This is a genomic window from Ruegeria sp. HKCCD7296 (assembly GCF_013110775.1).
Lineage (GTDB): Bacteria > Pseudomonadota > Alphaproteobacteria > Rhodobacterales > Rhodobacteraceae > Ruegeria.
Window position 1 is genome coordinate 1 of the sequence record NZ_WVRF01000012.1, and the last position, 22,546, is coordinate 22,546.

The 22,546-nt window shown below is 56.4% G+C and carries 20 protein-coding genes; 10 read left to right on the forward strand and 10 right to left on the reverse strand.

The features are described 5' to 3' along the window. Positions 1-162 precede the first annotated feature (162 nt). From GS632_RS15335 to GS632_RS15345, 3 genes are all read right to left on the reverse strand, one after another. Positions 163-918, reverse strand: a complete 756-nt coding sequence (locus GS632_RS15335) for a sulfotransferase family protein (RefSeq protein ID WP_171177312.1) — start codon at positions 916-918, stop codon at positions 163-165. Positions 919-923: 5 nt separating this feature from the next. Continuing rightward, positions 924-1,760, reverse strand: coding sequence for a hypothetical protein (locus GS632_RS15340; protein ID WP_171177314.1), 837 nt, complete (start codon positions 1,758-1,760; stop codon positions 924-926). 530 nt (positions 1,761-2,290) lie between these two features. Continuing rightward, complete coding sequence (locus GS632_RS15345; RefSeq protein WP_171239091.1) at positions 2,291-2,914, reverse strand: TetR/AcrR family transcriptional regulator; 624 nt, start codon at positions 2,912-2,914, stop codon at positions 2,291-2,293. Between the two features lie 137 nt (positions 2,915-3,051). Here GS632_RS15345 and GS632_RS15350 point away from each other — a divergent pair, with 137 nt between their 5' ends. The 7 genes from GS632_RS15350 to GS632_RS15380 all read left to right on the forward strand — a co-directional run bounded on the left by GS632_RS15350 (position 3,052) and on the right by GS632_RS15380 (position 11,896). After that, positions 3,052-3,516: a (2Fe-2S)-binding protein gene (locus GS632_RS15350; protein ID WP_171236778.1), complete on the forward strand. Its 465-nt coding sequence runs from the start codon at positions 3,052-3,054 to the stop codon at positions 3,514-3,516. Positions 3,517-3,519: 3 nt separating this feature from the next. Further along, positions 3,520-5,706 carry a xanthine dehydrogenase family protein molybdopterin-binding subunit gene (locus tag GS632_RS15355; RefSeq protein WP_171722166.1) on the forward strand — a complete coding sequence of 729 codons (2,187 nt, stop codon included), beginning with the start codon at positions 3,520-3,522 and terminating at the stop codon, positions 5,704-5,706. 130 nt (positions 5,707-5,836) lie between these two features. Continuing rightward, the gene (locus tag GS632_RS15360; protein ID WP_171239089.1) at positions 5,837-7,156 is read left to right on the forward strand and encodes a glutamine synthetase family protein; all 1,320 of its coding nucleotides are present in this window, start codon (positions 5,837-5,839) and stop codon (positions 7,154-7,156) included. A gap of 58 nt (positions 7,157-7,214) precedes the next feature. Next, on the forward strand, positions 7,215-7,895 hold the full coding sequence (locus tag GS632_RS15365) for a type 1 glutamine amidotransferase (RefSeq protein WP_171177324.1): 681 nt from the start codon (positions 7,215-7,217) through the stop codon (positions 7,893-7,895). Then, positions 7,895-9,253 carry a glutamine synthetase family protein gene (locus tag GS632_RS15370; RefSeq protein ID WP_171239088.1) on the forward strand — a complete coding sequence of 453 codons (1,359 nt, stop codon included), beginning with the start codon at positions 7,895-7,897 and terminating at the stop codon, positions 9,251-9,253. Before GS632_RS15365 ends, GS632_RS15370 begins: the two co-directional genes overlap by 1 nt. An 8-nt stretch (positions 9,254-9,261) precedes the next feature. Next, entirely contained in the window at positions 9,262-10,566 is a 1,305-nt protein-coding gene (locus GS632_RS15375) for an FAD-binding oxidoreductase (RefSeq protein ID WP_171177328.1), read from the forward strand. Positions 10,567-10,681: 115 nt separating this feature from the next. Further along, on the forward strand, positions 10,682-11,896 hold the full coding sequence (locus tag GS632_RS15380) for a DegT/DnrJ/EryC1/StrS aminotransferase family protein (protein ID WP_171239086.1): 1,215 nt from the start codon (positions 10,682-10,684) through the stop codon (positions 11,894-11,896). A gap of 41 nt (positions 11,897-11,937) precedes the next feature. On the opposite strand, the gene phaR is transcribed toward GS632_RS15380, so the two are convergent. The 3 genes from phaR to GS632_RS15395 form a co-directional block, all read right to left on the reverse strand. Next, positions 11,938-12,489, reverse strand: coding sequence for a polyhydroxyalkanoate synthesis repressor PhaR (gene phaR, locus GS632_RS15385; protein ID WP_171177332.1), 552 nt, complete (start codon positions 12,487-12,489; stop codon positions 11,938-11,940). A 134-nt stretch (positions 12,490-12,623) separates the two neighbouring features. Continuing rightward, positions 12,624-13,070, reverse strand: a complete 447-nt coding sequence (locus tag GS632_RS15390; protein ID WP_171177334.1) for a phasin family protein — start codon at positions 13,068-13,070, stop codon at positions 12,624-12,626. Between the two features lie 131 nt (positions 13,071-13,201). Further along, positions 13,202-15,004 (reverse strand): alpha/beta hydrolase, encoded by a 1,803-nt coding sequence (locus tag GS632_RS15395; protein WP_171236785.1) that lies wholly within the window; start codon positions 15,002-15,004, stop codon positions 13,202-13,204. Positions 15,005-15,115: 111 nt separating this feature from the next. Here GS632_RS15395 and phaZ point away from each other — a divergent pair, with 111 nt between their 5' ends. Both phaZ and GS632_RS15405 read left to right on the forward strand, forming a co-directional pair. Next, complete coding sequence (gene phaZ / locus GS632_RS15400) at positions 15,116-16,387, forward strand: polyhydroxyalkanoate depolymerase (protein ID WP_171177338.1); 1,272 nt, start codon at positions 15,116-15,118, stop codon at positions 16,385-16,387. Positions 16,388-16,392: 5 nt separating this feature from the next. Beyond that, complete coding sequence (locus tag GS632_RS15405) at positions 16,393-16,980, forward strand: DUF6151 family protein (RefSeq protein WP_171239084.1); 588 nt, start codon at positions 16,393-16,395, stop codon at positions 16,978-16,980. Here the strand turns inward: GS632_RS15405 and GS632_RS15410 are convergent. From GS632_RS15410 to GS632_RS15425, 4 genes are all read right to left on the reverse strand, one after another. Next, on the reverse strand, positions 16,971-17,687 hold the full coding sequence (locus tag GS632_RS15410; protein WP_171722167.1) for an alpha/beta fold hydrolase: 717 nt from the start codon (positions 17,685-17,687) through the stop codon (positions 16,971-16,973). The genes GS632_RS15405 and GS632_RS15410 overlap by 10 nt on opposite strands. 85 nt (positions 17,688-17,772) lie before the next feature. Next, positions 17,773-18,387 carry a hypothetical protein gene (locus GS632_RS15415; protein WP_171722190.1) on the reverse strand — a complete coding sequence of 205 codons (615 nt, stop codon included), beginning with the start codon at positions 18,385-18,387 and terminating at the stop codon, positions 17,773-17,775. A 44-nt stretch (positions 18,388-18,431) separates the two neighbouring features. Further along, positions 18,432-19,424 (reverse strand): carboxylesterase, encoded by a 993-nt coding sequence (locus GS632_RS15420; protein ID WP_171722168.1) that lies wholly within the window; start codon positions 19,422-19,424, stop codon positions 18,432-18,434. Continuing rightward, on the reverse strand, positions 19,424-20,173 hold the full coding sequence (locus GS632_RS15425) for a carboxylesterase (RefSeq protein WP_171239081.1): 750 nt from the start codon (positions 20,171-20,173) through the stop codon (positions 19,424-19,426). Before GS632_RS15425 ends, GS632_RS15420 begins: the two co-directional genes overlap by 1 nt. A 217-nt stretch (positions 20,174-20,390) precedes the next feature. Here GS632_RS15425 and thrS point away from each other — a divergent pair, with 217 nt between their 5' ends. Continuing rightward, on the forward strand, positions 20,391-22,349 hold the full coding sequence (gene thrS / locus GS632_RS15430; protein WP_171237167.1) for a threonine--tRNA ligase: 1,959 nt from the start codon (positions 20,391-20,393) through the stop codon (positions 22,347-22,349). Positions 22,350-22,546 lie beyond the last annotated feature (197 nt).

The following is a 22,546-nucleotide window of genomic DNA, read 5'->3' on the forward strand; positions in this document are numbered from 1 at the left end:
GACGCGGGCTCAGGTCATGGCTGGTCAGATCAGAAGCTTCGAACTTAAGTTTCTGGGCAGACTCATAGGACACATAAAGTTCCGGGATTGGACCGTAAGGCATAACCTTAGCGGGGCGTGAAACCGCCGCTGTTTTGACTCGCTTTTTCATCTTGCTTCTTTTCAGGCAGTTTCCGACACGCGGATGCGGTGCTTGTACAGGTGATTATAGTGAGGCTTCATCCGACGGTGCACACGGCGCACGCGTTCAGGGGCATCAGCCACTTCAACGTACTTTCGTTTTTGCGGTTTCAGACCGGTAGACTGGGCCAGGTTGGCATGAAAAGACCCACCGTCCCACCAACTATGCTCGGACGGGTCGCCACCAGCTTTCCAGGTCAGAGCCTCTTTGACGAAGGGGATGCCAACCGCATCGCAGAATGCCCGGGTCATGTCATGCGGGTTTTCCAGCAGGTCGTCACTGTCAACAACCGGAGGTTTTTTGCCGCCGTTCAAGGCTGTCAGCAGATCAAACAAAGCGCGCTGCTCGGGGAACCCGACCTCGAGCTCATCGAAATCCGGCCATTTGTTGTACATGGACGAAATCGTCTTGGCCGGGTCGCGGATCAGGAAGGCATGTGTGAAATGCGACAAGAATTCGGGGTCCCACATATGGTTGATATAATGTGGGAAATCCTTGATGAAGACCGGCCCTTTTGCGGCACGGGCTTTGATATCGTCCCACACACTTTCCAGGGTCAGGCCGGGGGTTGTGACTTCACCTTCCTGAAAACGCGGCCACATTGGGTCTTCACCCTGATACCAGGCTTCGCCAAATGGTTCATGCAGGCAATCCAGATCGCCACGTTGGCGCATCATCCATTCAAACGCGGTCGAGGTAGAGCGGGGAATCGCCCAGAGAGCTACAATCTTGTGCATTCGCTTCAGTCTTTCAGTGAGGAGAGCAGGCTGCCCTGCTGGGTTTCCGGAGCCAAGCCCAGGGTTTTGAAAATGCGCCAGTAAAGCGCGGTGTCATGGCCAATGACCGGCTTGCCAAGCCGTTTCTCCAGTTCGACTTCATAGTGAACCGGACGCTGGGCAATACCGTCGGACGGGCGGCGATAATTGCTCATCCCGTTGATCAGATAAGCATCGACATTGGGGGCCTTGTCAGCAGTATAATCGAAGGACTTGTAGATCAGCTCTTCTTCAAAACACCAAATGCAATCATCGACCGCTTCCTGGCTGTTGAACCAACCCTGATCAAAAAAGTTACCGGCCCAGACCACATCAAACCCGGCTTCTTTCAGGAACCCAACTGTGCCTTGATACCAAGTGTCCCTGTGATAGCAGGCGTTGAGCGCGACCTTTTCCACATTCTGATCACGCAGCGCTTCAACCATCGAATAGCCTGCCATGTGAAACGGTGTTTCGTACTTGTCGCTCAGCATTTCGATATGCTGACGGATACCTTCTACACCCAGACCGCTGGCATGCACCCAATTTGAACCGACCTGCCCACAGACGTCCGCCCCATTGTTGGCCATGCATTCCATGAATTCTTCCAGCAGGCCGAAGTTCTTTTTGCGTTGATCCAGCCGGTGAGCATAGTCCGGCACATGAAGCATACGGCCGTGCACACCAACACTGCGCGGTGCCATGCGCAAGAAATCAGACGGGGCCGCGTCAAAGTCATGCGGAGGACAAGTAAAACCAACCTGATGCGGAAAGAGCTTGACCTTGGGGTTTTCCCACTTGGGTGGCTTTACGTAACTGTTCATCGCTCATCTGTTCCCTTGGAGAAACCTGGTAGAGAGTTAGAACTGTTTTGCTTTGCATTCCCATTGCTTTTTTGTGCTCATACTCATACCAAAATTGATATGATGTTCCACTTACGAAAATTGTCACCCAAGAGCTCACTGTTAACCCTTGAAGTGGTAGCGCGATTTCGGGACTTCGCCGTACCGCGTAAGAACTGAAAACACCGAAATCAGCAGTCAGCCGTCGTATTGATAATTTGAAATCCGATGTTGGGTCGCGTTCTTTTCGATCAGGACAGAATGCCAAGGATTTCGCGCGGCCGACAGACGCCATGGGACCGCCGCTTCTGGAGCCCCAAATTGAGTTGCAGTTGGATGGTTAGGGCTGGTTGGCAAAGCGCACGTTCTTTCAATGCCGATTGGCCGATTTCGGAAGAATTTGATAGCTGCATCTATTTTTTTCCGCAAGCCGCCGCGCATTGCGAAAGGTTAAGCTGGATCGGTGCAGTGTTGTTGACGCAATGTGTGGCCTACGCGACACCCACGTGCGCTCAAGAGGCGGGCAAGTCCGGATCGATGCCGTATCTGCTGATCATCATCTGAACACTGCTTTCGATCGTGTCCTCCATCTCAGCCTTGGTCAGCGTTCCGCCGGTAAACAACAAAGGCCAGAAGGCGCGTGCTTTGATCAGGCCGATAAACTCTTGCCCGGCCTGTTCGGGGTCGTCGATTCTCAGCTGCCCATCTTCAGCCGCATCTTTGAGCATGGCGATAAATGTAGCGGTCTTATCCAGTTTGCCCTGCGCCTCAGCCGCGAGCACAGGGTTGCGCAAGGTTTCGCTGATGACCATCCGCGCCATCGCAATGACATCCGGCAGCATTAGAATTCGTCCCTCGGCCCAAGCCAGCTCGGTGAGTTGCTCGCGAATATCGCGACCCTTTTCATACCGGATTTCCAGCACCTCGGCAAAACGGCTGGACAATTCGATCACGATAGACCGGAACAGATTTTCTTTACTTTCAAAATACTTGTACAGCGTACGCTTCGACACTTCGGCCCGCGCAGAAATGCGATCCATGCTTGCTGCGGCAAAACCCTTTTCCTGGAACTCGGCCACGGCAGCTTCGATGATCTGTGCGGACTTGGACGCATTCGGTGTGCTGCATTCATTCATACCCGAGCTATAGACCTATTGACGGGGGCCGGTCAAACCCTAGGTAAACGCAGGAGTTTACAGGCGCGAAGTATTGTGCCACATGTAAACCCGCCAGTTTACCGACTCGGGCAACAAGCCAACACGGAGACCCCCTCATGGCCATAAATCTGAAACTGAACGGCGAGACGCATACGGTCGAAGCCGAACCCGGCACCCCCTTGCTTTGGGTAATCAGGGATGAACTGAAACTGACCGGAACCAAATTCGGCTGCGGCGTTGCCTCTTGTGGCGCATGCACGGTGCATTTGAACGGAGAACCCGTCCGCTCGTGCCAGACGTATATCGAAGATGTCGAAGATGCCGAGATCACCACAATCGAAGCGATCGGTGCGGACAAGATCGGCTCGGCCGTCCAGCAAGCTTGGGTCGAGCTTGATGTCGTCCAATGTGGATACTGCCAGTCTGGTCAGGTCATGTCGGCCGTTGGCCTACTGTCTGAGAACCCCAAGCCCAGCGCCGAAGAGATCGACGAATACATGTACGGCAACGCCTGCCGCTGCGCGACCTACCAACGTATCCGCGCCGGTATCCAGCGTGCATCTGAAATTCTGGAGGCCTGATTCATGACTATCAACACTTCCCGCAGGGGGTTTCTGAAGGGTGCAGCTGCCGCAGGTGCGGTTCTGCTGGTTGGTGCGCGTCCCGATGGCGCGATTGCCGCAGCGTCGTCCGAGAACGTTCAGCTCAATCCGTTTGTGCGGATTGATGCCGACGGCACCGTGACTGCGATCGTGAAGCATTTTGAAATGGGTCAAGGCCCAGCGACCGGTCTGCCGACGATTATTGCGGAAGAAATCGGCCTGCGGATGGACCAGATCGAATATGACTTTGCACCGTCTAACCCCCAAGTTTACGCCAACCTTGCATTTGGTCAGGCCCAGGGTACCGGCGGTTCGACCGCTATCGCCAACTCATGGCAGCAATACCGCCAGGCCGGTGCCGCTGCGCGTGAGATGCTGATCACAGCCGCCGCGCAAGCCTGGGGCGTGGACGCGTCGGGCGTGACGATCGATGAAGGTGTTGTGAAGGCGGGCAGCAACGAAGCTCCAATCGCCGAATTTGTGGCGGCTGCGTCGCAGCTCGAAGCTCCGGCAGAGCCGCGCCTGAAAGATCCGTCAGAGTTTCGTTTGATCGGCAACCCGGATGTGCGCCGTAAGGATTCAGCCATCAAGGGCAACGGTCAGGCGATCTATGGTATGGATTTGCATTTACCCAACCAGATGATCGCCATGATCAAACGCCCTGAGGCGCGCGGTGCCACTGTTACTGGCTTTGACGATAGTGTCGCGAAAGAGATTAAGGGCTTCATCAACGCTGCGACTCTGCCCAACAATGCGGGCGTCGCTGTCTACGCCGAAAACACTTGGGCTGCGATTCAGGCCCGTGATGCGCTTGAGGTCGAGTGGGACATATCCGCAGCCGAAACGCGCAATTCGGATGAGATCGAGGCCAAGATTCGTGCCGCTCTGGACGCCGAGCCACAGCACAATGTGAATAAAGCGGACATGGCAGCCGTTGCGAAGGCAGTCGACGGTGCGGACACGGTGATCGAAGAGACATTCTTCTTCCCGCTTCTGGCGCATGCCCCGATGGAGCCAATGAACTGCACCATCGAACAAACCGAAGATGGTGGCATCCTGCTGCACGACGCTGCGCAAATCCCCACGATCACCCATTTCGCCTTCGCCGAGATTTTCCGGCTTCCTCCGGAAAAAATCCAGATCAAGACACTGCTTGCAGGTGGGTCCTTCGGTCGCCGCGCCACTCCGGATGCGGATTATCAGGTCGAAGCCGCCTTGGCCTTTGTACTTACTGATCGTACGCGCCCGTTGAAACTGGTCTGGACTCGCGAAGATGACATCCGCGGTGGATACTACCGTCCTGCTTTCGGCCACAAGGTCCGTGTCGGACTGAACGGTCAGGGCAACGTTGTCGGCTGGCAGCATAAGGTTGCGGGACAGTCGATCATGAAAGGCACACCGTTTGAGTCTGTGCTGGTCCATGACGGCGTCGACCACAGCTCGGTCGAGGGTATCGCAGACAGTCCTTACGCCATCCCGGGCATGTCGCTGGGTTTGACCGACACGGCCAAGGCGACCTCGCTTTTGTGGTGGCGTTCGGTGGGTCACACCCATACGGCCTATGTCATGGAAACCATGATGGACAAAGCTGCCGAAGCAGCAGGGCGTGATCCGGTTGAATTCCGTCTGGCACATCTGAACGATGCGACCAATGCCGACCAGGCCCGCAAGGCCGGCGTTCTGAAACTGGCTATCGAACAGGCGGGTTGGGGAAATGCACCGGCTGGTCATGCGCAGGGCATCGCGGTGCACAAGTCATTTGGTTCGTATGTTGCCGAGGTTGTCGAAGTGTCCGGCGACGTGGACAGCGGCATTCGCATCGAAAAGGTGACTTGTGCCGTCGATTGCGGAATCGCCGTAAATCCCGACGTGATCAAGGCGCAGATCGAAGGTGGTGCCGGTTACGGCATCGGCCACGTCATGCGCGATCAGATCACGCTCACCAGCGGTGCCGTGGATCAGACAAACTTCCCGGATTACGAGCCACTGCGGATCAGTGACATCCAGGCCATCGACGTGCACATCGTTCCTTCGGCTGAATCACCGACCGGTGTGGGTGAGCCGGGCACGCCCCCATCCGCTCCGGCGCTGGCGAATGCGATCCGCGCCCTGACGGGCGTTAAGGTCACGACCCTGCCGATGGCGGAAAACGGCGTTACATTCGCCTGACCGAAAACTTTAGGGCGTCGGCGTTACTTACGTCGACGCCCTTTTGCTACCCGCACAATTTGATCAAATTTGATGACAAAGCAAATCCATTGAAGTACATCTCGGGGGAAAAGTACCGACGGAGCCCCCAATGGACCTGAGCGCCCTGCACAATTTCCGAGTTGCCGCATGTGACCTGAACGGTCAGATGCGTGGCAAACGCGTCCCCGCCAATTATGCAGACAAGCTGGAAAAAGGTGCGGTGCGGATGCCGTTCTCGGCCTTGAACGTTGATCTGTGGGGTGCTGATATCGACGGCAGCCCTCTGGTCTTTGAAACAGGCGACGCCGATGGCGTGTTACGCCCGACGGAACGTGGACCAGTGCCGGTTCCCTGGCTTGTAAATGAAACGGCGCTGGTTCCAATGAGCCTTTTTGACGACGACGGGACTCCGTTTGCCGGAGACCCGCGCCATGCCCTGGCCACCACGTTGGAGCGCTATGCACAGCGTGGCTGGTCGGTTTTGGCTGCAACCGAGCTAGAGTTCACTCTGGTCGATACCTCTGGCCCGCAACCGCAGCCTCCGTTGAATCCGATCACCGGTCGCCGTCTTTCGCATGAGGCCGTTCTATCAGTTGCCGAAATGGACGCCTTCGAAGCGTTTTTCACTGACCTGTATGACGGTTGCGCCGACATGGGAATCCCGGCGCAGACTGCCATTTCAGAAAGCGGCGTGGGCCAGTTCGAGATAAACCTGAACCACCAAGACGCCATGCGCTGCGCTGACGATACGTGGCTTTTCAAGGCCTTGACGCGGGGGCTGGCCCGCAAACACGGGTTTGCGGCAACTTTCATGTCCAAGCCCTACGCCGAGGATGCAGGCAATGGGATGCATGTGCACTTCTCGGTCCTGGATCAAGACGGGCGTAACGTGTTTGACAATGGCGGGCCCGAAGGCACAGAGCTTCTGACGTCGGCCGTAGCGGGCTGTGTCGCGGCCATGCCTGGCAGCACATTGATCTTTGCGCCGCATGGAAATTCTTACACGCGACTTGTGCCGGGCGCACATGCGCCGACCGGAGCGTGCTGGGCCTACGAGAACAGAACCGCGGCCATTCGTATTCCGGGTGGCGCGCCGGCAGCACGTCGCATTGAACACCGTGTTGCTGGGGGCGACATCAATCCATACCTTATGCTGAGTGCGGTTCTGGGCGCAGCCCTAATAGGTATCGAAGACGGGCTGCAGCCCCCTGCCCCAATCACCGGAAACGCCTACGATCATCCGGACCTGCCGCAGTTGATGCCAGACTGGTCCACGGCAATAGACCGGTTTGAGGCAGATCCCCTGATCGCCCGCCTGTTCCCTGCCGATCTAATCCGGTACCTGGCAATGACCAAGCGGCAAGAGATTGCCCGATTTGAAAATATTCCTTCAGAGGCACACTGGCTGAGCTATCTTGAGGCGGTTTGACCCTCTTGCCGCCCTGCACGGACTCAGCTAGAATGAATTTGATCAAATTTGGTGTCACATGAAAATCGGCATACTACAAACCGGCCACACCCCAGATGTGCTGCAGGATGAATTTGGGGATTACGACGCTCTGTTCCCCAAACTTCTTGATGGCCACGGGTTTGATTTCGAAACATTTGCGGTTGTGGACAATGTCTTCCCAAACGGAGCCGATGACGCAGATGGTTGGGTCATCACCGGATCGCGCCATGGTGCGTATGACGACCTGCCTTGGATTGCACCGCTGGAAGCGTTGGTCCGAGAGATCCACCAAAGCGGCAGGCCGCTCATTGGCGTGTGTTTTGGCCACCAGATCATTGCGCAGGCCCTAGGTGGCAAGGTCGAGAAATTCTCGGGCGGGTGGGCCGTGGGGCGGACAGAGTATGACTATGATGGGGACAAGGTCTGGCTAAATGCCTGGCATCAGGATCAGGTTGTACAACTCCCTGATCAGGCTCGTGTTCTGGGACGGAATGCATTCTGCGAAAACGCGATGCTGGCCTATGGAGACACGATCTGGACAGTTCAGGCGCATCCAGAATTTTCTAACGGATTCGTTTCGGGCCTGATGCGGACACGCGGCAAAGGCGTGGTTCCCGATAACCTTATGCGAGCAGCCGCAAACCGTGAAACTGCACCCGATGACAATGCAAGAATCGCGCGCCAAATGGCCGAGTTTCTAAAGAAAGAGAGAGCCTGATGGCTGATTGGACTGATAAACTGCCGGACGCCGCCAAAGCGTATTTCCACGGACAGAGGCTGGACGAGGTTGAATGCATCATCTCGGACCTGCCTGGTATCGCACGGGGTAAGGCTGTGCCTGCTTCGAAGTTTGCAAAGCAGTCGTATTTCCACCTACCCGACAGCATTTTCTACCAGACCATCACAGGTGGCTGGGGCGAGGCCGCGGGTGAAGATGGCTTTATCGAGCGGGATATGATCCTGAAACCCGATTTCTCGACCACCTCCGCTGCGCCCTGGACCGGAGACTGGACGCTACAGGTGATCCACGACGCTTATGACCGGGACGACAATCCTATACCGTACAGCCCGCGCAATGTTCTTAAGCGTGTTGTGCAGCTCTATCACGACAAGGGATGGAAACCCGTTGTCGCGCCCGAGATGGAGTTTTTCTTGGTCGCGCCCAATGTCGACCCGGCACAGGGCATCAAGCCTATGATGGGTCGCTCTGGCCGCCCGGCGGCGGCACGACAGGCCTATTCCATGACAGCAGTGGACGAGTTTGGTCCGGTGATCGACGACATCTATGATTTCGCCGAACATCAGGGGTTCGAGATCGACGGCATCACGCAGGAAGGTGGAGCCGGACAGCTAGAGATCAATCTGCGTCACGGCAATCCGATCAAGCTGGCGGATGAGGTGTTTTACTTCAAACGCCTGATCCGTGAAGCTGCATTGCGCCACAACTGCTTTGCGACTTTCATGGCCAAACCGATCGAGGAAGAGCCCGGATCGGCCATGCACATCCACCATTCGATCATCGACATGGAAACGGGAGAGAATCTCTTCTCCGGTCCGCAGGGCGGTGAGACGGACGCGTTCTACCACTTTATTGCAGGGTTACAGAACCATCTGCCCGCCGGCCTGGCCGTGATGGCGCCTTATGTGAACTCCTACCGACGCTATGTGAAAGACCATGCAGCGCCGATTAATCTGGAATGGGCCCGCGACAACCGCACAACCGGCATCCGCGTCCCGCTTTCTGGCCCCGCGGCGCGCCGTGTCGAAAACCGTATCGCTGGGATGGACTGCAACCCGTATCTGGGCATCGCATTGTCACTGGCCTGCGGCTATCTGGGCCTGGTCGAACAGGAGCGCCCCCGCCGCCAATTCTATGGCGACGCTTATGAAGGCGAAGGGGATATTCCTCAGGTCATGGGGGAAGCGCTGGATCTGTTTGACGAGGCTACGGCCCTGCATGAGGTCCTTGGGCCCGAATTTGCCCGCGTCTACGGCATCGTGAAACGGGCTGAGTACGAGGAATTCCTGCAGGTCATCTCTCCGTGGGAACGCGAGCATCTGTTGATCAACGTCTGAGACACGCCGTGAACCTGCTTTATTCGAATGACCGCAAGGGCGAATACCCTGCCAGTTGGTACGCTGCGACTGCGAACCCGATGGATCGTTTTCCTGCTCTGTCAAAGGATACTAAAGCAGACGTATGCGTTGTAGGTGGTGGCTACACCGGCCTGTCAGCAGCGCTGCATCTGGCCGAAGCCGGGTTCGACGTCGTGTTACTCGAAGCCCATCGCGTCGGCTTCGGCGCGTCCGGTCGCAATGGTGGCCAATTGGGCAGTGCGCAACGGATGGATCAGGAAGATCTCGAACGCCTTGTTGGCGATGCAGATGCTACCAAGCTGTGGGATTTGGCCGAAGACGCCAAGGATCTGGTCAAGTCTCTGATCGCCAAACACCAAATCAACTGCGACTTGAAACCCGGAATTGCGGTTTTGGGCCTAAGCTCTTCAGAGCAAAAAGAGCTGCATGATCACGCCGGTCATCTGTCGGGACGGTATGGCTATGATCAGATTGAGCTATTGGATGAAAACGCAGGCCGCGCGCTCTGCCCGTCCCCGGCTTACAAAGGCGGCTATCTGGATATGGGCGCGGCGCACCTTCACCCCTTGAACTATGCCTTGGGGTTGGCGCGCGCGGCGGCGAAAGCGGGTGTGCGGATCTACGAAAACACCGAGGTCACCGGGATTGATGAAGCACGACCTGCAGTACTCCATACCTCTAACGGGACCGTTCGGGCCGAGCATGTGATCCTGGCGTGTAACGGCTATCTGGGCGACCTCGATCGCTCTGTGGCTTCTCGGGTCATGCCCATCAACAACTTCATTGCCGCCACCGAACCACTAGGCAGCGATGCCGGACGTGTTTTGACACAGGATGTCGCGGTTGCTGATACCAAGTTCGTTGTGAACTATTTCCGCCTGAGTGCGGATGGTCGACTGTTGTTCGGGGGCGGCGAAAGCTATGGCTACCGTTTCCCTTCAGATATTGCCGCCAAGGTTCGCAAACCCATGACCGAGATTTTCCCGCATCTGCGCGATGTCAAAATCGATTATGCTTGGGGGGGAACGCTCGCAATAACCATGCGGCGAATGCCCTATCTTACCCGCGTGGCACCAAATATCCTGTCGGCCTCGGGCTATTCCGGTCATGGCGTCGGCACTGCGACACATGCCGGACAACTCATGGCCATGGCAATACAGGGACAGGCTGAAGGGTTCGATACAATGGCGCGTGTGCCTGCCCTGCCCTTTCCCGGCGGACCCGCCCTGCGCAACCCGCTGCTGGTACTTGCGATGACCTGGTTCGCGCTGCGCGACCGTCTTGGGGTCTGATCCACTTAAACATTATGACAGATTGGTGAATTCTCGCCGCAGCGTGGAATGAGCGCTTGGCTTGCCACGTGAATAGCTTTATCTTTCCCAAAGATAGAATTCGGGAAAACCAAATATGACGCTTCCACCAAACGTTCATGACGCCGAACCCATCCCCGCAGCCGCCCGCGAAGCCATCGACGCCTTGATGCAATCAGGCGATCTGTTCCGCTATACCGCACCGCAAGATGCCCCGGTGGCCTTGCTGGAAGCCGAGTTCGCGGAATTGCTGGGTTCGAAATACGCTCTTGCGGTTTCTTCTTGCTCGGCCGCGCTGTTCCTGTCGCTCAAGGCGCTGGATTTGCCTCGCGACGCACGCGTTCTGATACCCGGCTTTACCTTCGCCGCAGTGCCCTCTTCTGTCGTGCACGCGGACTGCATTCCGGTTCTGTGCGAGGTGGGTGAAAACTATCGCATCGACATGGTAGATTTCGAGGCCAAGCTGGGCAACGCTCAAGCCGTGATCATCAGCCATATGCGCGGACATACGTCAGACATGGATGCCATCATGGACCTGTGCGACGCGCGCGACATCCCGGTGATCGAGGACGCAGCGCATTCGCTGGGCACCACGTGGCATGGCCGCAATATTGGCACCATTGGCAAGGTCGGCTGTTTCTCGTTCCAGTCTTACAAGATGATCAACGCAGGCGAAGGCGGCATACTGGTCACGGATGATGCTGATATGGTGGCCCGCGCCGTCATCATGTCTGGCGCGTATGAGCATAACTGGAAGAAGCACAAAACTCCGCACGGCGACAACTCTTCCGAGTTGGAAGAGGCCTTTGCCCGCTGGCAGAACAAACTGCCGCTGTATAACCTGCGTCTCAGCAATCTGAGCGCGGCGGTGATCCGTCCTCAGATCCCTGAACTTGCGCGCCGTGTTCGCGACGGCCTGGCAAATCACGACTATGTGGCCGAGCGCCTGAACACATCACCCTATATCGATGTTCCCGCACCGCTGGCACCTGAAAGGCGAGCGCCCGACTCGATCCAGTTCAATCTTGTTGGCATGGACGAGGCCGAGATTCGCGCCTTTGCCGCCGCATCCGAGGCACGTGGTGTGAAAGTGCAGGTCTTTGGTCTGAGCGAGGACAATGCCCGTGCATTCTGGAACTGGCAGTTCTTGCCCGAGAAATTCGAGCTTCCCCAAACCCGCGCCATGCTGATGAAAGCATGCGACGTGCGCCTTCCCGTGCGACTAACACGCGAAGAGCTGGATGTGATCGCGGATATTCTGCTGGCTTCTGTGGGCGAAGTGACCGGCCCGATGCCGGTCTATGGCACCTAAAAAAACAGGCCCGCTTAACTGCGGGCCTTTTCTTTTCGATTTCAGTTCAGCTTGGACAGCTTCTGCTGAAGCTCTGCCAGTTGTTTCTTGATGTCGTCCAGATCCTCTTTCGGCTCGGCCTTTTCCTCTTCCGCGTCAGGCGAGGACCAGCCGCTGGACAAACCACCAGTCATGGCTTTCAGGAACGCTTGTTGCTGCGCTTGCAGCGCGTCGAATCCCGGCATCTGCGACATCGGGTTCATGGCGCTCATATTCTCCATCATCTTGCTTTGGCTTTCACGAAGCATCTCGAACGAGCTTTGCAGGAATTGTGGCATCATACCCCCACCCGGCACCATATAGCTGCGGACCAGATCGTTCAGCACATTAACCGGCAGTACGTTTTCACCGCGGCTTTCATGTTCAGCAATGATTTGCAGAAGATATTGACGTGTCAGATCATCCCCGGTTTTCAGGTCGATGATCTGAACCTCGCGTCCATCACGGATAAACCCCGCAATATCTTCGAGCGTCACGTAATCGCTGGTCTCGGTGTTATACAGCCGACGGCTGGCATAGCGCTTGATCAGCAGCGGTTTTTCTTGGTCCGACACCGGGTACCCTCCCCAAGGATGATGCGTTGCAGCACAGGTTATGCGACTGCAGCACAAAAAGAAAGGGCAGGTCAATGGACCTGCCCAACGCGATTGCACCTTTAGGGAGGATAAGGTGCCTATCGCGGACGTTCTTACTTGGCCGCTGCGGCTTTCTTAGCAGCAGTGGTCACGTCGTTGGTTGCTTTCTTGACAGCAGCAGTTGCTTCTTCTGCAGCGTCTTTGCCAGCAGCCATCAGCAGCTCGACGGTTTCGGTCTGAACTTTTTTCGCGATTTCAGCGAAAGCAGCCAGGTTTTCAGCTGCGACTTCAGCCGACGCGCTTGCAAAATCGGTTGCCGCTTTTGCGTAGTCAGCAGGCTCTGTCTTTGCTTTCGACATCTCGGTCAGCTTGGCCAGGGTGTCCTTGGTCCATTTGTTCGAGATCTCGGCCGATTTCTCAGCAGCTTCCAAAGCAACGCCCGACAGCTTTTCGTTCAGCGAAGCGGTCGATTTGAATGCGTCTTCCATTGCGGTGGTGTCCACCGGGAATGCGCCCATCATGTCTTTCATGATCGCGCTAAAGTCTTGGGTCTTTGCCATTGTCCTAATCCTTTTAGCCGGTCCGGGCCCACCCCGGGCTTCATCAGCTTGAGGACAATATGATTGCTGCATCGCAGCATTGCAAGTTTTTTCTTGCTGCGATGCAGAAAAATTTAAGTTTCAAAATGAAATCAGGCGTTTGGATTTGCCAAAACATAGGTACCCGGAGCCGGAGCTAGGCTTGGGTATTCCGAATCGCCGGCAACGCGTGCGGGCACCTGTTTCCCGGACCGTTTCTTCAGCCATGCGTCCCACATCGGCCACCAGGACCCTTCATGAAAGTCTGCCTCCTTAAGCCAAGTGTCGGAATCCAGTTTCAGGTCTGGATTGGTGTAGTGTCCGTACTTCTTTTTGCTCGGAGGGTTCACGATGCCTGCGATATGGCCCGACTCGGAAACCACGAAAGTCTTCGAACGCGATCCCATTTTCTGAACGCCCCGGTAGCAGTCTTTCCAGGCAGCGATATGATCGGTTTCGCATGTAACGGCCATCAAAGGCACATCTACATCGCTGACGGACAGTTTGTGTCCCAACAGCTCAAAACCGTCTGTTGCGAACTCGTTACGCTGACACAGGCCGCGCAGATAATCGACGGCCATTTTCGCGGGAAGGTTCGCGCCATCGCCGTTCCAGTAGAGCAGATCAAAGGCCGGAGGCACCTCGCCCATCATGTAACTGCGAATGGCTGGTCCATAGATCAGGTCGCGTGACCGCAGGAACGACATCGTGCGCGCCATGATCCACGAGCGCAGCACGCCTTCCTTGTTCACCTCTTCCTCAATCCCGTCGATGAAGTCGTTTTGCAGGAAAGGCGTGAATTCACCCTGATCAGAAAAATCCGTTAATGCCGTGAACAGCGTGGCTGATTTGACCGACTTATCCCCGCGCTGCTTCATCAGCGAAAGAGTCAGGCTAAGAGTAGTGCCCGCGATGCAGTAGCCGACCGCGTTGACCTGTTTGACCTTGCAGATCTTCTTGGCAACGTCGATTGCCGTCAAAAAGCCGTCCTGAATGTAATCTTCCATGCCGGTTTCGGCATAGCTTTCATCCGGATTGACCCAGCTGACAACAAATAGGGTGTAGCCTTGCTCGGTGATCCACTTGATCATGCTGTTCTGTGCTTTGAGGTCCAGGATATAAAACTTGTTGATCCAGGGCGGGAACAGGACGATTGGTGTCTCGTAGACAGTGTCTGTCGCAGGCTTGTACTGAATCAGCTCCATCATCCGGTTGCGATAGACCACTTCACCCGGTGAGGTTGCCAGGTTTCCGCCGACCTCGAACGCATTTTCGTCCGCCAGCTTTACCACCAGTTCGCCATCGTTGGCTTCCAGGTCGGCAACAAGGTTCTCCAGCCCTTTGATCAACGATTGGCCTTCTGTCTCGACCGCTTTTTGCAAAGCATCCGGGTTCGTCGCCAGAAAATTGGTCGGCGCCATCATGTCGATGATCTGCTGCGAGAAATACTGCAAGCGCCGCTTGTCCTTGGTATCAAGATCGTCGACCGAAGCGACAGCTTGCGCAATAGCCTGGGCGTTGGTTTGGTATTGTTGACGGATCAAACGGAAATAGGGGTTGGTTTCCCACAAGGGGTTCGAGAAGCGCTTGTCTCCGGGGGAGGAGATTTCGTCATCCGCTTCGCCTTTTGTCAACGCACGCTGCGCTTCAGCAAAGTTCAGAACAGACTTTCCCCAGAATTCTATCTGCTGCTCCAACAGTTTGGCGGGATTTTGCCAAGCTTCGGCCCAATATGCCGTTGCTGCTCGTGCGAAAAGCTCTTGATTCGGGCCATCTAATGCAGGTGTGTGAGGCTTTTTAGTAGCCATGACCTCAATCAAACGCTTCGAGAGTTGCTCGACCTTTTCCATATTTTCTTTAAGGCGTTCAATGTGTTCGTCTGATACGTCTGGCATTTGGTCTTCACTTGTTGTCATTTTAACAATTCCCCCCTAACCTCGCTGCTATGCAGAATAACGTCGTGGGTGCTGGGGGGCAAAGCGACGAATGGTCCGAACTATCAGACTGACACTCAGGAGGCCCCATTTATGCGCTATATGATGACCTACGACCTTATGGAAACCATGCGCAACACCAACCAATGGCTTGGTGCCACAGCCAGCGCGATGGCCTCTTACCCGATGTTTTCCATGGTTCCCAACCCCGCTTTCAACTGGATGGCGGCCTGGGGCGAGGTGACAGAACGCACCTTCCAACGCATGGTTGTGAAGCCCGACTGGGGCATCCGCACTTTCACCTGCGAAGACGGCAAAGACCATCTGGTCGAAATTACAACGGTTCTGGAACGCCCGTTTGGCGATCTGGTCCATTTTCGCGTCAACGGCCGCGAAGAACAACCGCGCAAGGTGCTGCTTGTCGCCCCGATGTCGGGCCACTATGCAACGCTGCTGCGTTCGACTGTCAAAAGCCTTTTGGTCAATTGCGAAGTCTACATCACCGATTGGCATAATGCGCGCGATATTCCTGTGTCTGCCGGCAAGTTCGATGTCGAGGATTACACCCTATACCTTGTCGATTTTATGAAAGAGCTAGGCCCAGACACGCATGTTGTTGCAGTATGTCAGCCTGCGCCTCTGACCCTTGCGGCCACAGCCTATTTGGCCGAAGTCGAACCAAAAGCCCAGCCCAGCACTCTAACCCTGATCGGTGGGCCGGTTGATCCGGATGCGACCCCAACCGATGTGACGGATTTTGGGCGGCGCGTGACAATGGGGCAGCTGGAAGAGACGATGATCCAGCGTGTTGGCTTCAAATACAAAGGCGTTGGCCGCATGGTCTATCCCGGCCTGTTGCAGCTGGCCTCTTTCATGTCCATGAACGCCGAACGGCACTCCAAGGCGTTTTCGGATCAGATTCAACGTGTCATTCGCGAGGAAGCCTCGGATTTGGATGCGCACAATCGCTTCTATGACGAATATCTGGCAGTCATGGACATGACCGCCGAGTTTTACCTGTCGACCGTCGAGCGCGTCTTCAAGAACCGCGAGATTGCCCGGAACGAGTTTGTCGTAGCTGGCCACAAGGTGGATATGTCCAAGATCACCAATGTTGCAGTGAAAACGGTCGAAGGGGCAAATGACGACATTTCGGCCCCTGGTCAGTGTATCGCCGCGCTTGATCTGTGCACCGGCCTGCCCGACAGCAAGAAGGCAAGCCATGTGGAACCCGGCGCAGGCCATTACGGCATATTCGCAGGCCGCAGTTGGCGTGACAACATCCGCCCGCTTGTGATTGATTTCATGAATGAAAACAGCCGCAAGACGCGCCGACGCGCCGCGAATACCAACAAAGTAGCCTGAGCGACATGAGCGAGCCTGCGCATAGCGGTCTCGCCTTTTCCTGTCGGTGCGGCAGTCTGCAGGGGCGCATATCGGCAAGGGGTGTCCGGCAAGGGACGCATGTCGAGTGTTTCTGCCACGATTGCCGGGCCGCGCAATTGTACTTCAAACAACCGGACCCCGCGCCCGGAGCCGTCGATATTCTGCAGATGGCGCCTGATGAAATTGAGATTTCCGCTGGCGGCCAATTCCTGGCGGTCATGAAGCTCAGCCCCAATGGCATGCTGCGATGGTATGCCAACTGCTGCAACACACCGCTGGCGACAACGCCACCAGGGGCATCACTTCCCTTTGCCGGTTTTCTGGTGCGCAGGATCACCGATGACATTTCTGATTTGGGTCCTGTCACAACCCGTGGATTTGTGCCTCGGCCCAATGGCAAACAAAAGCACGAAAAGATTAGCTTCGCCGCTTTCGGACTGATACGCCGTGTTGCGATTTCGCGTCTGTCTGGCCGTTGGAAGAATACACCGTTTTTCGACAGGAAAACCGGCGAACCCGTCGCGGCGCCCGTCGTGATATCCAAAGACGAACGTGCCGCACTTTATCCGTAATCGAAACGCTGTGGTGCACTCAGCCAGGTGTGCAAGGCTTCGTTGACCTGATCTGGCGCTTCCAGGGTCAAAAGGTGTCCCGCGTTTTCAAGAACAAGTATCTCAGCCTCTGGTATCAGATCGGCCATAAAGGAATGCCGTCGAACCGGTGTCAGAGTGTCATGCGTGCCGCACAGAACCAAGGTAGGAACCTTGATTTTCCGCAAAGCGGCCTGCTGATCCGGGCGGCGCTGCAATGCCCGCATCTGACGCACAAATACCTCAGAGCCCAGCCCCTCGGCCATCGTCAAACGATCATTGAGAATGGGAATACGCTTCGGCCCCGGTGCCAGAGCGTCCGACCCCACAAGTTTGCGCATCACGTCTTCCAACCGCCCGCCTTGGGCCGCGATGATCAGATCTTCTCTACTGGCGGCTATTTGCGGTGTATCGGCCTGAGCGTCAGTCGCCATCAGACACAGGCGTGAAATTCGCTCCGGCGCTCTCCGGATCAATTCCAAAGCCACGACCCCACCCATGCTGAGTCCGGCCAGCGCGAAGCGATGCGGCAGTTGGTCCAATAACCCCGAAGCAATTTCTTCGATGCGCTCGCCACCAGAAATGGGCGCAACGGTCACCGCCCTCGTACGGGACAACAGCTCGATCTGCGGGCGAAACAGTCGGGCATCACACATCAATCCAGGCAAGAACACCAGCGGCTCGATCACGCAGGGGCCTCCATTTGCTCGGTTTTCCGAACTCTTTGCTTTTTCTTCAGGATGGAAGGTTTGCCACGGCCGGGCAAGGGAAACTTTACGGATAGGCGAGGGCCCGAAATGCGGGAAAATCCACGTAACGCCTCTGGCGCTCGGATTTGTCTTCACCGGGTTCGGCACCCGGCTTTAGCAAGCATCCGCGCGGGGCAATGTAGCTGTCAATCCTGCGCATTGGTTTGGGCCGCCACACAAGATTGAACGCGCAAAGTTTCGGAAAGAACCAAATCTCGGAATAGTTCAGGTGATCATGCATCCACCACGCTAAATCCCGCCAGTCTCGCCCCTGCCCGTATTGATCCGCAAACCAGGGGATGACGATTGACGCTCCGGCGATCCGCGCATCGCCTTCGCCGCGATCCCAGATATGGCATTCCAACGGATTGTCATTGTGGGCGCAATTTAGCCGGTTTTCATTGCCGAACTGGTTTAGCGACGGCGACCTGTACCCTGACCGCACGGCAATGCGGCCAAAGGTTTCCTCTAACGGGTCCAGCAGGGTTTCGCAAAACGCACACCCTGTTTCAATCGCCAGATCCGGGTTGTCAGGGATGTTCTGTTGCTGGTGAAAATTGCCAATCTCGGAATACAGAAAGTCACGCATGAAGAAGTGCCGGGACAAGCGGACGCGACCCAAAGTCTCGAGGCTCCACATGCTTCCCGGTTTTCGCATTCTATCTCCTTACCTCTGATCTGGCTTCACTGAACCCCAAGCTCTTTCAACCACTCCAGGATACCCGTGACGGCGGCATCGGTCTGCCCCGGTGACATCAGCCGCCCTGCGATGACATGTGACGCGGGATCGTCCCCCGGCCCCATCTTGACCAACTCGACCGTTGCAGGAGCACCCCAGGCCTCGGCGACCTTATGTGTCCTGTCGGGGCGCACAACCTGATCGTCGTCCGAGAACCAGAACAACGCAGGTACCAATGCCTGCGAGAAATCCAGTGCATAAACCGTATCCACCAGAACGGACATCGGTACGACGGCTTCCCAGGGATAGACAGCGGACCAATACTTGTTCTTTTCTGGATCCGGCCCTGATACATCCCTTTCTTGCCCCATAAGCAACGGCAGCCAATGCCGCGCCCAAGGCAATGTCGGCACCCATGCCGCCGCGGTGTTCACCCCGAAATTCGGGGATACAAAAACCATCCCGACCACATTCTGACTAAGGTCGGCGTCCAGCGCCACCGCCGCCGCCAATGTGCCGCCGGTCGAGGTCGAGATGACGATGACCTTTTCCCCAACAGCGCGCGCCGCAGCCAGACCTTCGGCTGTGTCCTGCATCCAGCCCGTTGCCGTGCCTTCCGCCATGGCGGGCCCATCGCGGCCGTGGCCTTGCAATCGCGTGTAAACAAGATTTGCTCCAAGTGCGTCAGCCACCAGATCTGGAACGGGCCGGATTTCTTCGGAACTGGCTGAAAATCCGTGGATGTATAGAACAGAATAAGGTGTGCGTTGTTCTTTGAAGCCGTCCTGCCAGATCACACGTTTTTCGACGCCCGTAACGATATCATCAAACGACGCCTCGGTGCTTTCAAAATAGACCTGCACCCCTTCGCCAAATTTGCGGGACTCAAAGCTTGGATTCAGGTCGACATCCTCTCGCGGTCCGAACCAAAAGATCAGACCCCCGACGACAATCAGTGCCAGAAGAATCCGCCCCAGAACCCAACCAAAGCGCCGCATTAGTTAGCTCCCAACACATCTAAAACCGCGTTTTCGATCAACCCCAGACAGGGCCCGTCCGAAAAGCGATGGTCTGCGTCCTTGACCAGCAGCAAGCGCATGTTCGGCCCGGTCACGTGATCCAGCAACCGCACCGCAGTTTCCGTCGACACCGCCGTGTCCGCTGTTCCCTGTAGGAAACGCACCGGAAAGGGCAGGTAAAGCGGGTCTCTAAGGACCAATCGCCGCCGTCCGTCCTCGATCATTCGTTTGGTAATGATGTAGGGCTCCATGTAGTCCGAGGGCAGTTCGACATGACCAACGCTGTCTAAAGCGGCTTTTTGTTCATCGCTGAATGCCGCCCAATACCCGTCCTCGGTAAAATCCGGCGCGGCGGCGATTGTGACCATGCCCGCAATTCGATCTGGCAGCGTCTTGGCCAGCAACAATGCCTGCCATCCGCCCATCGAAGACCCTACGACGACCAATGGGCCATCGGTCAGCGCCGCCACCGCCTCAACGGTGTCTTCATGCCAATCGCCGATACAGCCATCGGTAAATTCCCCCGAGCTTTCACCGTGCCCGGAGTAATCAAACCGCAAAAACGCCTGTCCCCGCGCCTGCGCCCAGGCCTCCAGATGCACGGCCTTGGTGCCCTCCATATCAGACTTCAGACCGCCCAGGAAAACGATGGTCGGTCCCGCGCCCTCGCTTTTGTGATAGGCCAACCGACGGCCCTGCGCCGTCTCCAGAAAACTTGTCGTTGCCATGAAATCCTCTTTCCTTTCGCAGCATCATGCACGCCACGTACCCAAGTGCAATTCCCGGATCCCTCTTCATCTGGCTCTAAATACCTCGGGGTGCGCGAGGGGCTGGCCCCTCGCTCCTGCCCTTGACACCAGACCCCCTACCTGCCAAATCGACCCAACACACATAACCCGCAACCGGGCGTTCAGTGGGCGCCAAACCGACGAGGAGAGCCGAACCATGGCCTTGGATTCAAAATCCGTCTCACTCACCTTCCCCGATGGCAATGCACGATCTTATGACGCAGGCATTACGCCCGCGCAGGTGGCAGCCGATATCTCGACCTCGCTGGCCAAAAAGGCTATCTCGGCCACCGTTGACGGCCACCACTGGGACCTGCAATGGCCCATCGAAGCCGACGCGCAGATCGCAATCCACACCATGAAGGATGAAGATCAGGCCAATGAGCTGATCCGCCACGATCTGGCCCATATTATGGCGCGCGCCGTTCAGGAAATCTGGCCTGCCACCAAGGTCACCATCGGCCCAGTCATCGAAAACGGCTGGTATTATGACTTTGACCGGGCCGAACCGTTCACGCCCGAAGATCTCGGCCTGATCGAGAAAAAGATGAAAGAGATCATCAACAAGCGCGACCCCGTGACCACCGAGGTTTGGGACCGTGACCGCGCGATCGAATTCTATAAGGCCAACAACGAACCCTATAAGGTCGAATTGATCGAATCCATCCCGGGCGACGAACCGCTGCGCATGTACTGGCATGGTCACTGGCAGGATCTCTGCCGAGGTCCACACCTGCAGCACACCGGTCAGGTGCCGGGCGACGCCTTCAAGCTGATGTCCATCGCTGGTGCCTATTGGCGTGGTGACAGTGACCGCGCGATGTTGCAACGCATCTATGGCGTGGCCTTCACCGGCAAGGAAAAGCTAAAAGCCCACCTGCACATGTTGGAAGAGGCTGCCAAACGCGACCACCGCAAGCTTGGTCGTGAAATGGACCTGTTCCACATGCAGGAAGAGGCCCCCGGGCAGATCTTCTGGCATCCCAACGGTTGGACCATCTACACGCAATTGCAGGACTACATGCGCCGCCAGCAACGCAAGGGCGGCTATGTCGAGGTCAACACCCCTCAGGTCGTTGACCGCAAACTATGGGAAGCCTCGGGTCACTGGGACAAATATCAGGAAAACATGTTCATCGTCGAAGTGGACGAAGAACATGCGCGGGAAAAGGCGATAAATGCCCTGAAACCGATGAACTGTCCGTGCCACGTGCAGATTTTCAATCAGGGTTTGAAATCCTATCGTGACCTGCCTCTGCGGATGGCAGAATTCGGATCATGCAACCGTTATGAGCCCTCGGGCGCCTTGCACGGTATCATGCGCGTGCGCGGCTTTACGCAGGATGATGGTCACATCTTCTGCACCGAAGATCAGATTGAATCCGAAACTGCCGAGTTCATTCGTTTCTTGTCCGGGATTTATAAAGACCTCGGATTCGAAAACTTCTCGGTCAAATTCTCGGATCGACCGGAAAAACGCTCTGGGTCGGATGAGGTGTGGGACAAGGCCGAAGCTGCTTTGCTCAGCGCAACACGTGCCGCAGGGATCGAACCTGAACTCAACCCCGGAGAAGGGGCGTTTTACGGTCCGAAGCTCGAATTTGTTCTGACCGACGCAATCGGCCGGGATTGGCAATGCGGGACGCATCAGGTGGACTTTGTTCTGCCCGAACGTCTGGACGCCACCTATATCGGAGCGGACGGCGGCAAACATCGCCCTGTGATGCTGCACCGGGCAACATTGGGTTCATTCGAACGCTTCATCGGCATTCTGATCGAAGAACACGCCGGCAAGCTGCCCTTCTGGCTGGCGCCGCGTCAGGTCGTGGTCGCCTCGATCACTTCCGAGGCCGACGCCTATGTTGCCGAAGTTGTTGAAACCCTGCGCGCTGCAGGTGTGCGTGCCGAGGCCGATATTCGCAACGAAAAGATCAACTATAAGGTCCGCGAGCACTCAGTCGGTAAAGTGCCCGTGATTCTGGCCGTTGGTCACCGCGAGGTTGAAGAACGCACTGTCAGCGTCCGGCGTCTGGGTGAAAAACAGACACAGGTTCAACCGCTTGATGTTGTAACAAATGAGCTGTCGCAGGCATCTACCCCCCCGGATCAGCTGTAACATTCAGCGGTATATCTCTGGCAATCCGGCCCTTAAAACGGGGCCGGATTGTAACATTTCACCCTTTCTTCATCAAAAACAATGCATTAGGCTTCAAGAGGGCATGCCGCCCCCTGACGCGCTTGTGAGACACGGGCTCGTGAATTTAACTCTGGCCGACAAGCCACTAGTTTTATCAGTGTCACAAGCAGACATAC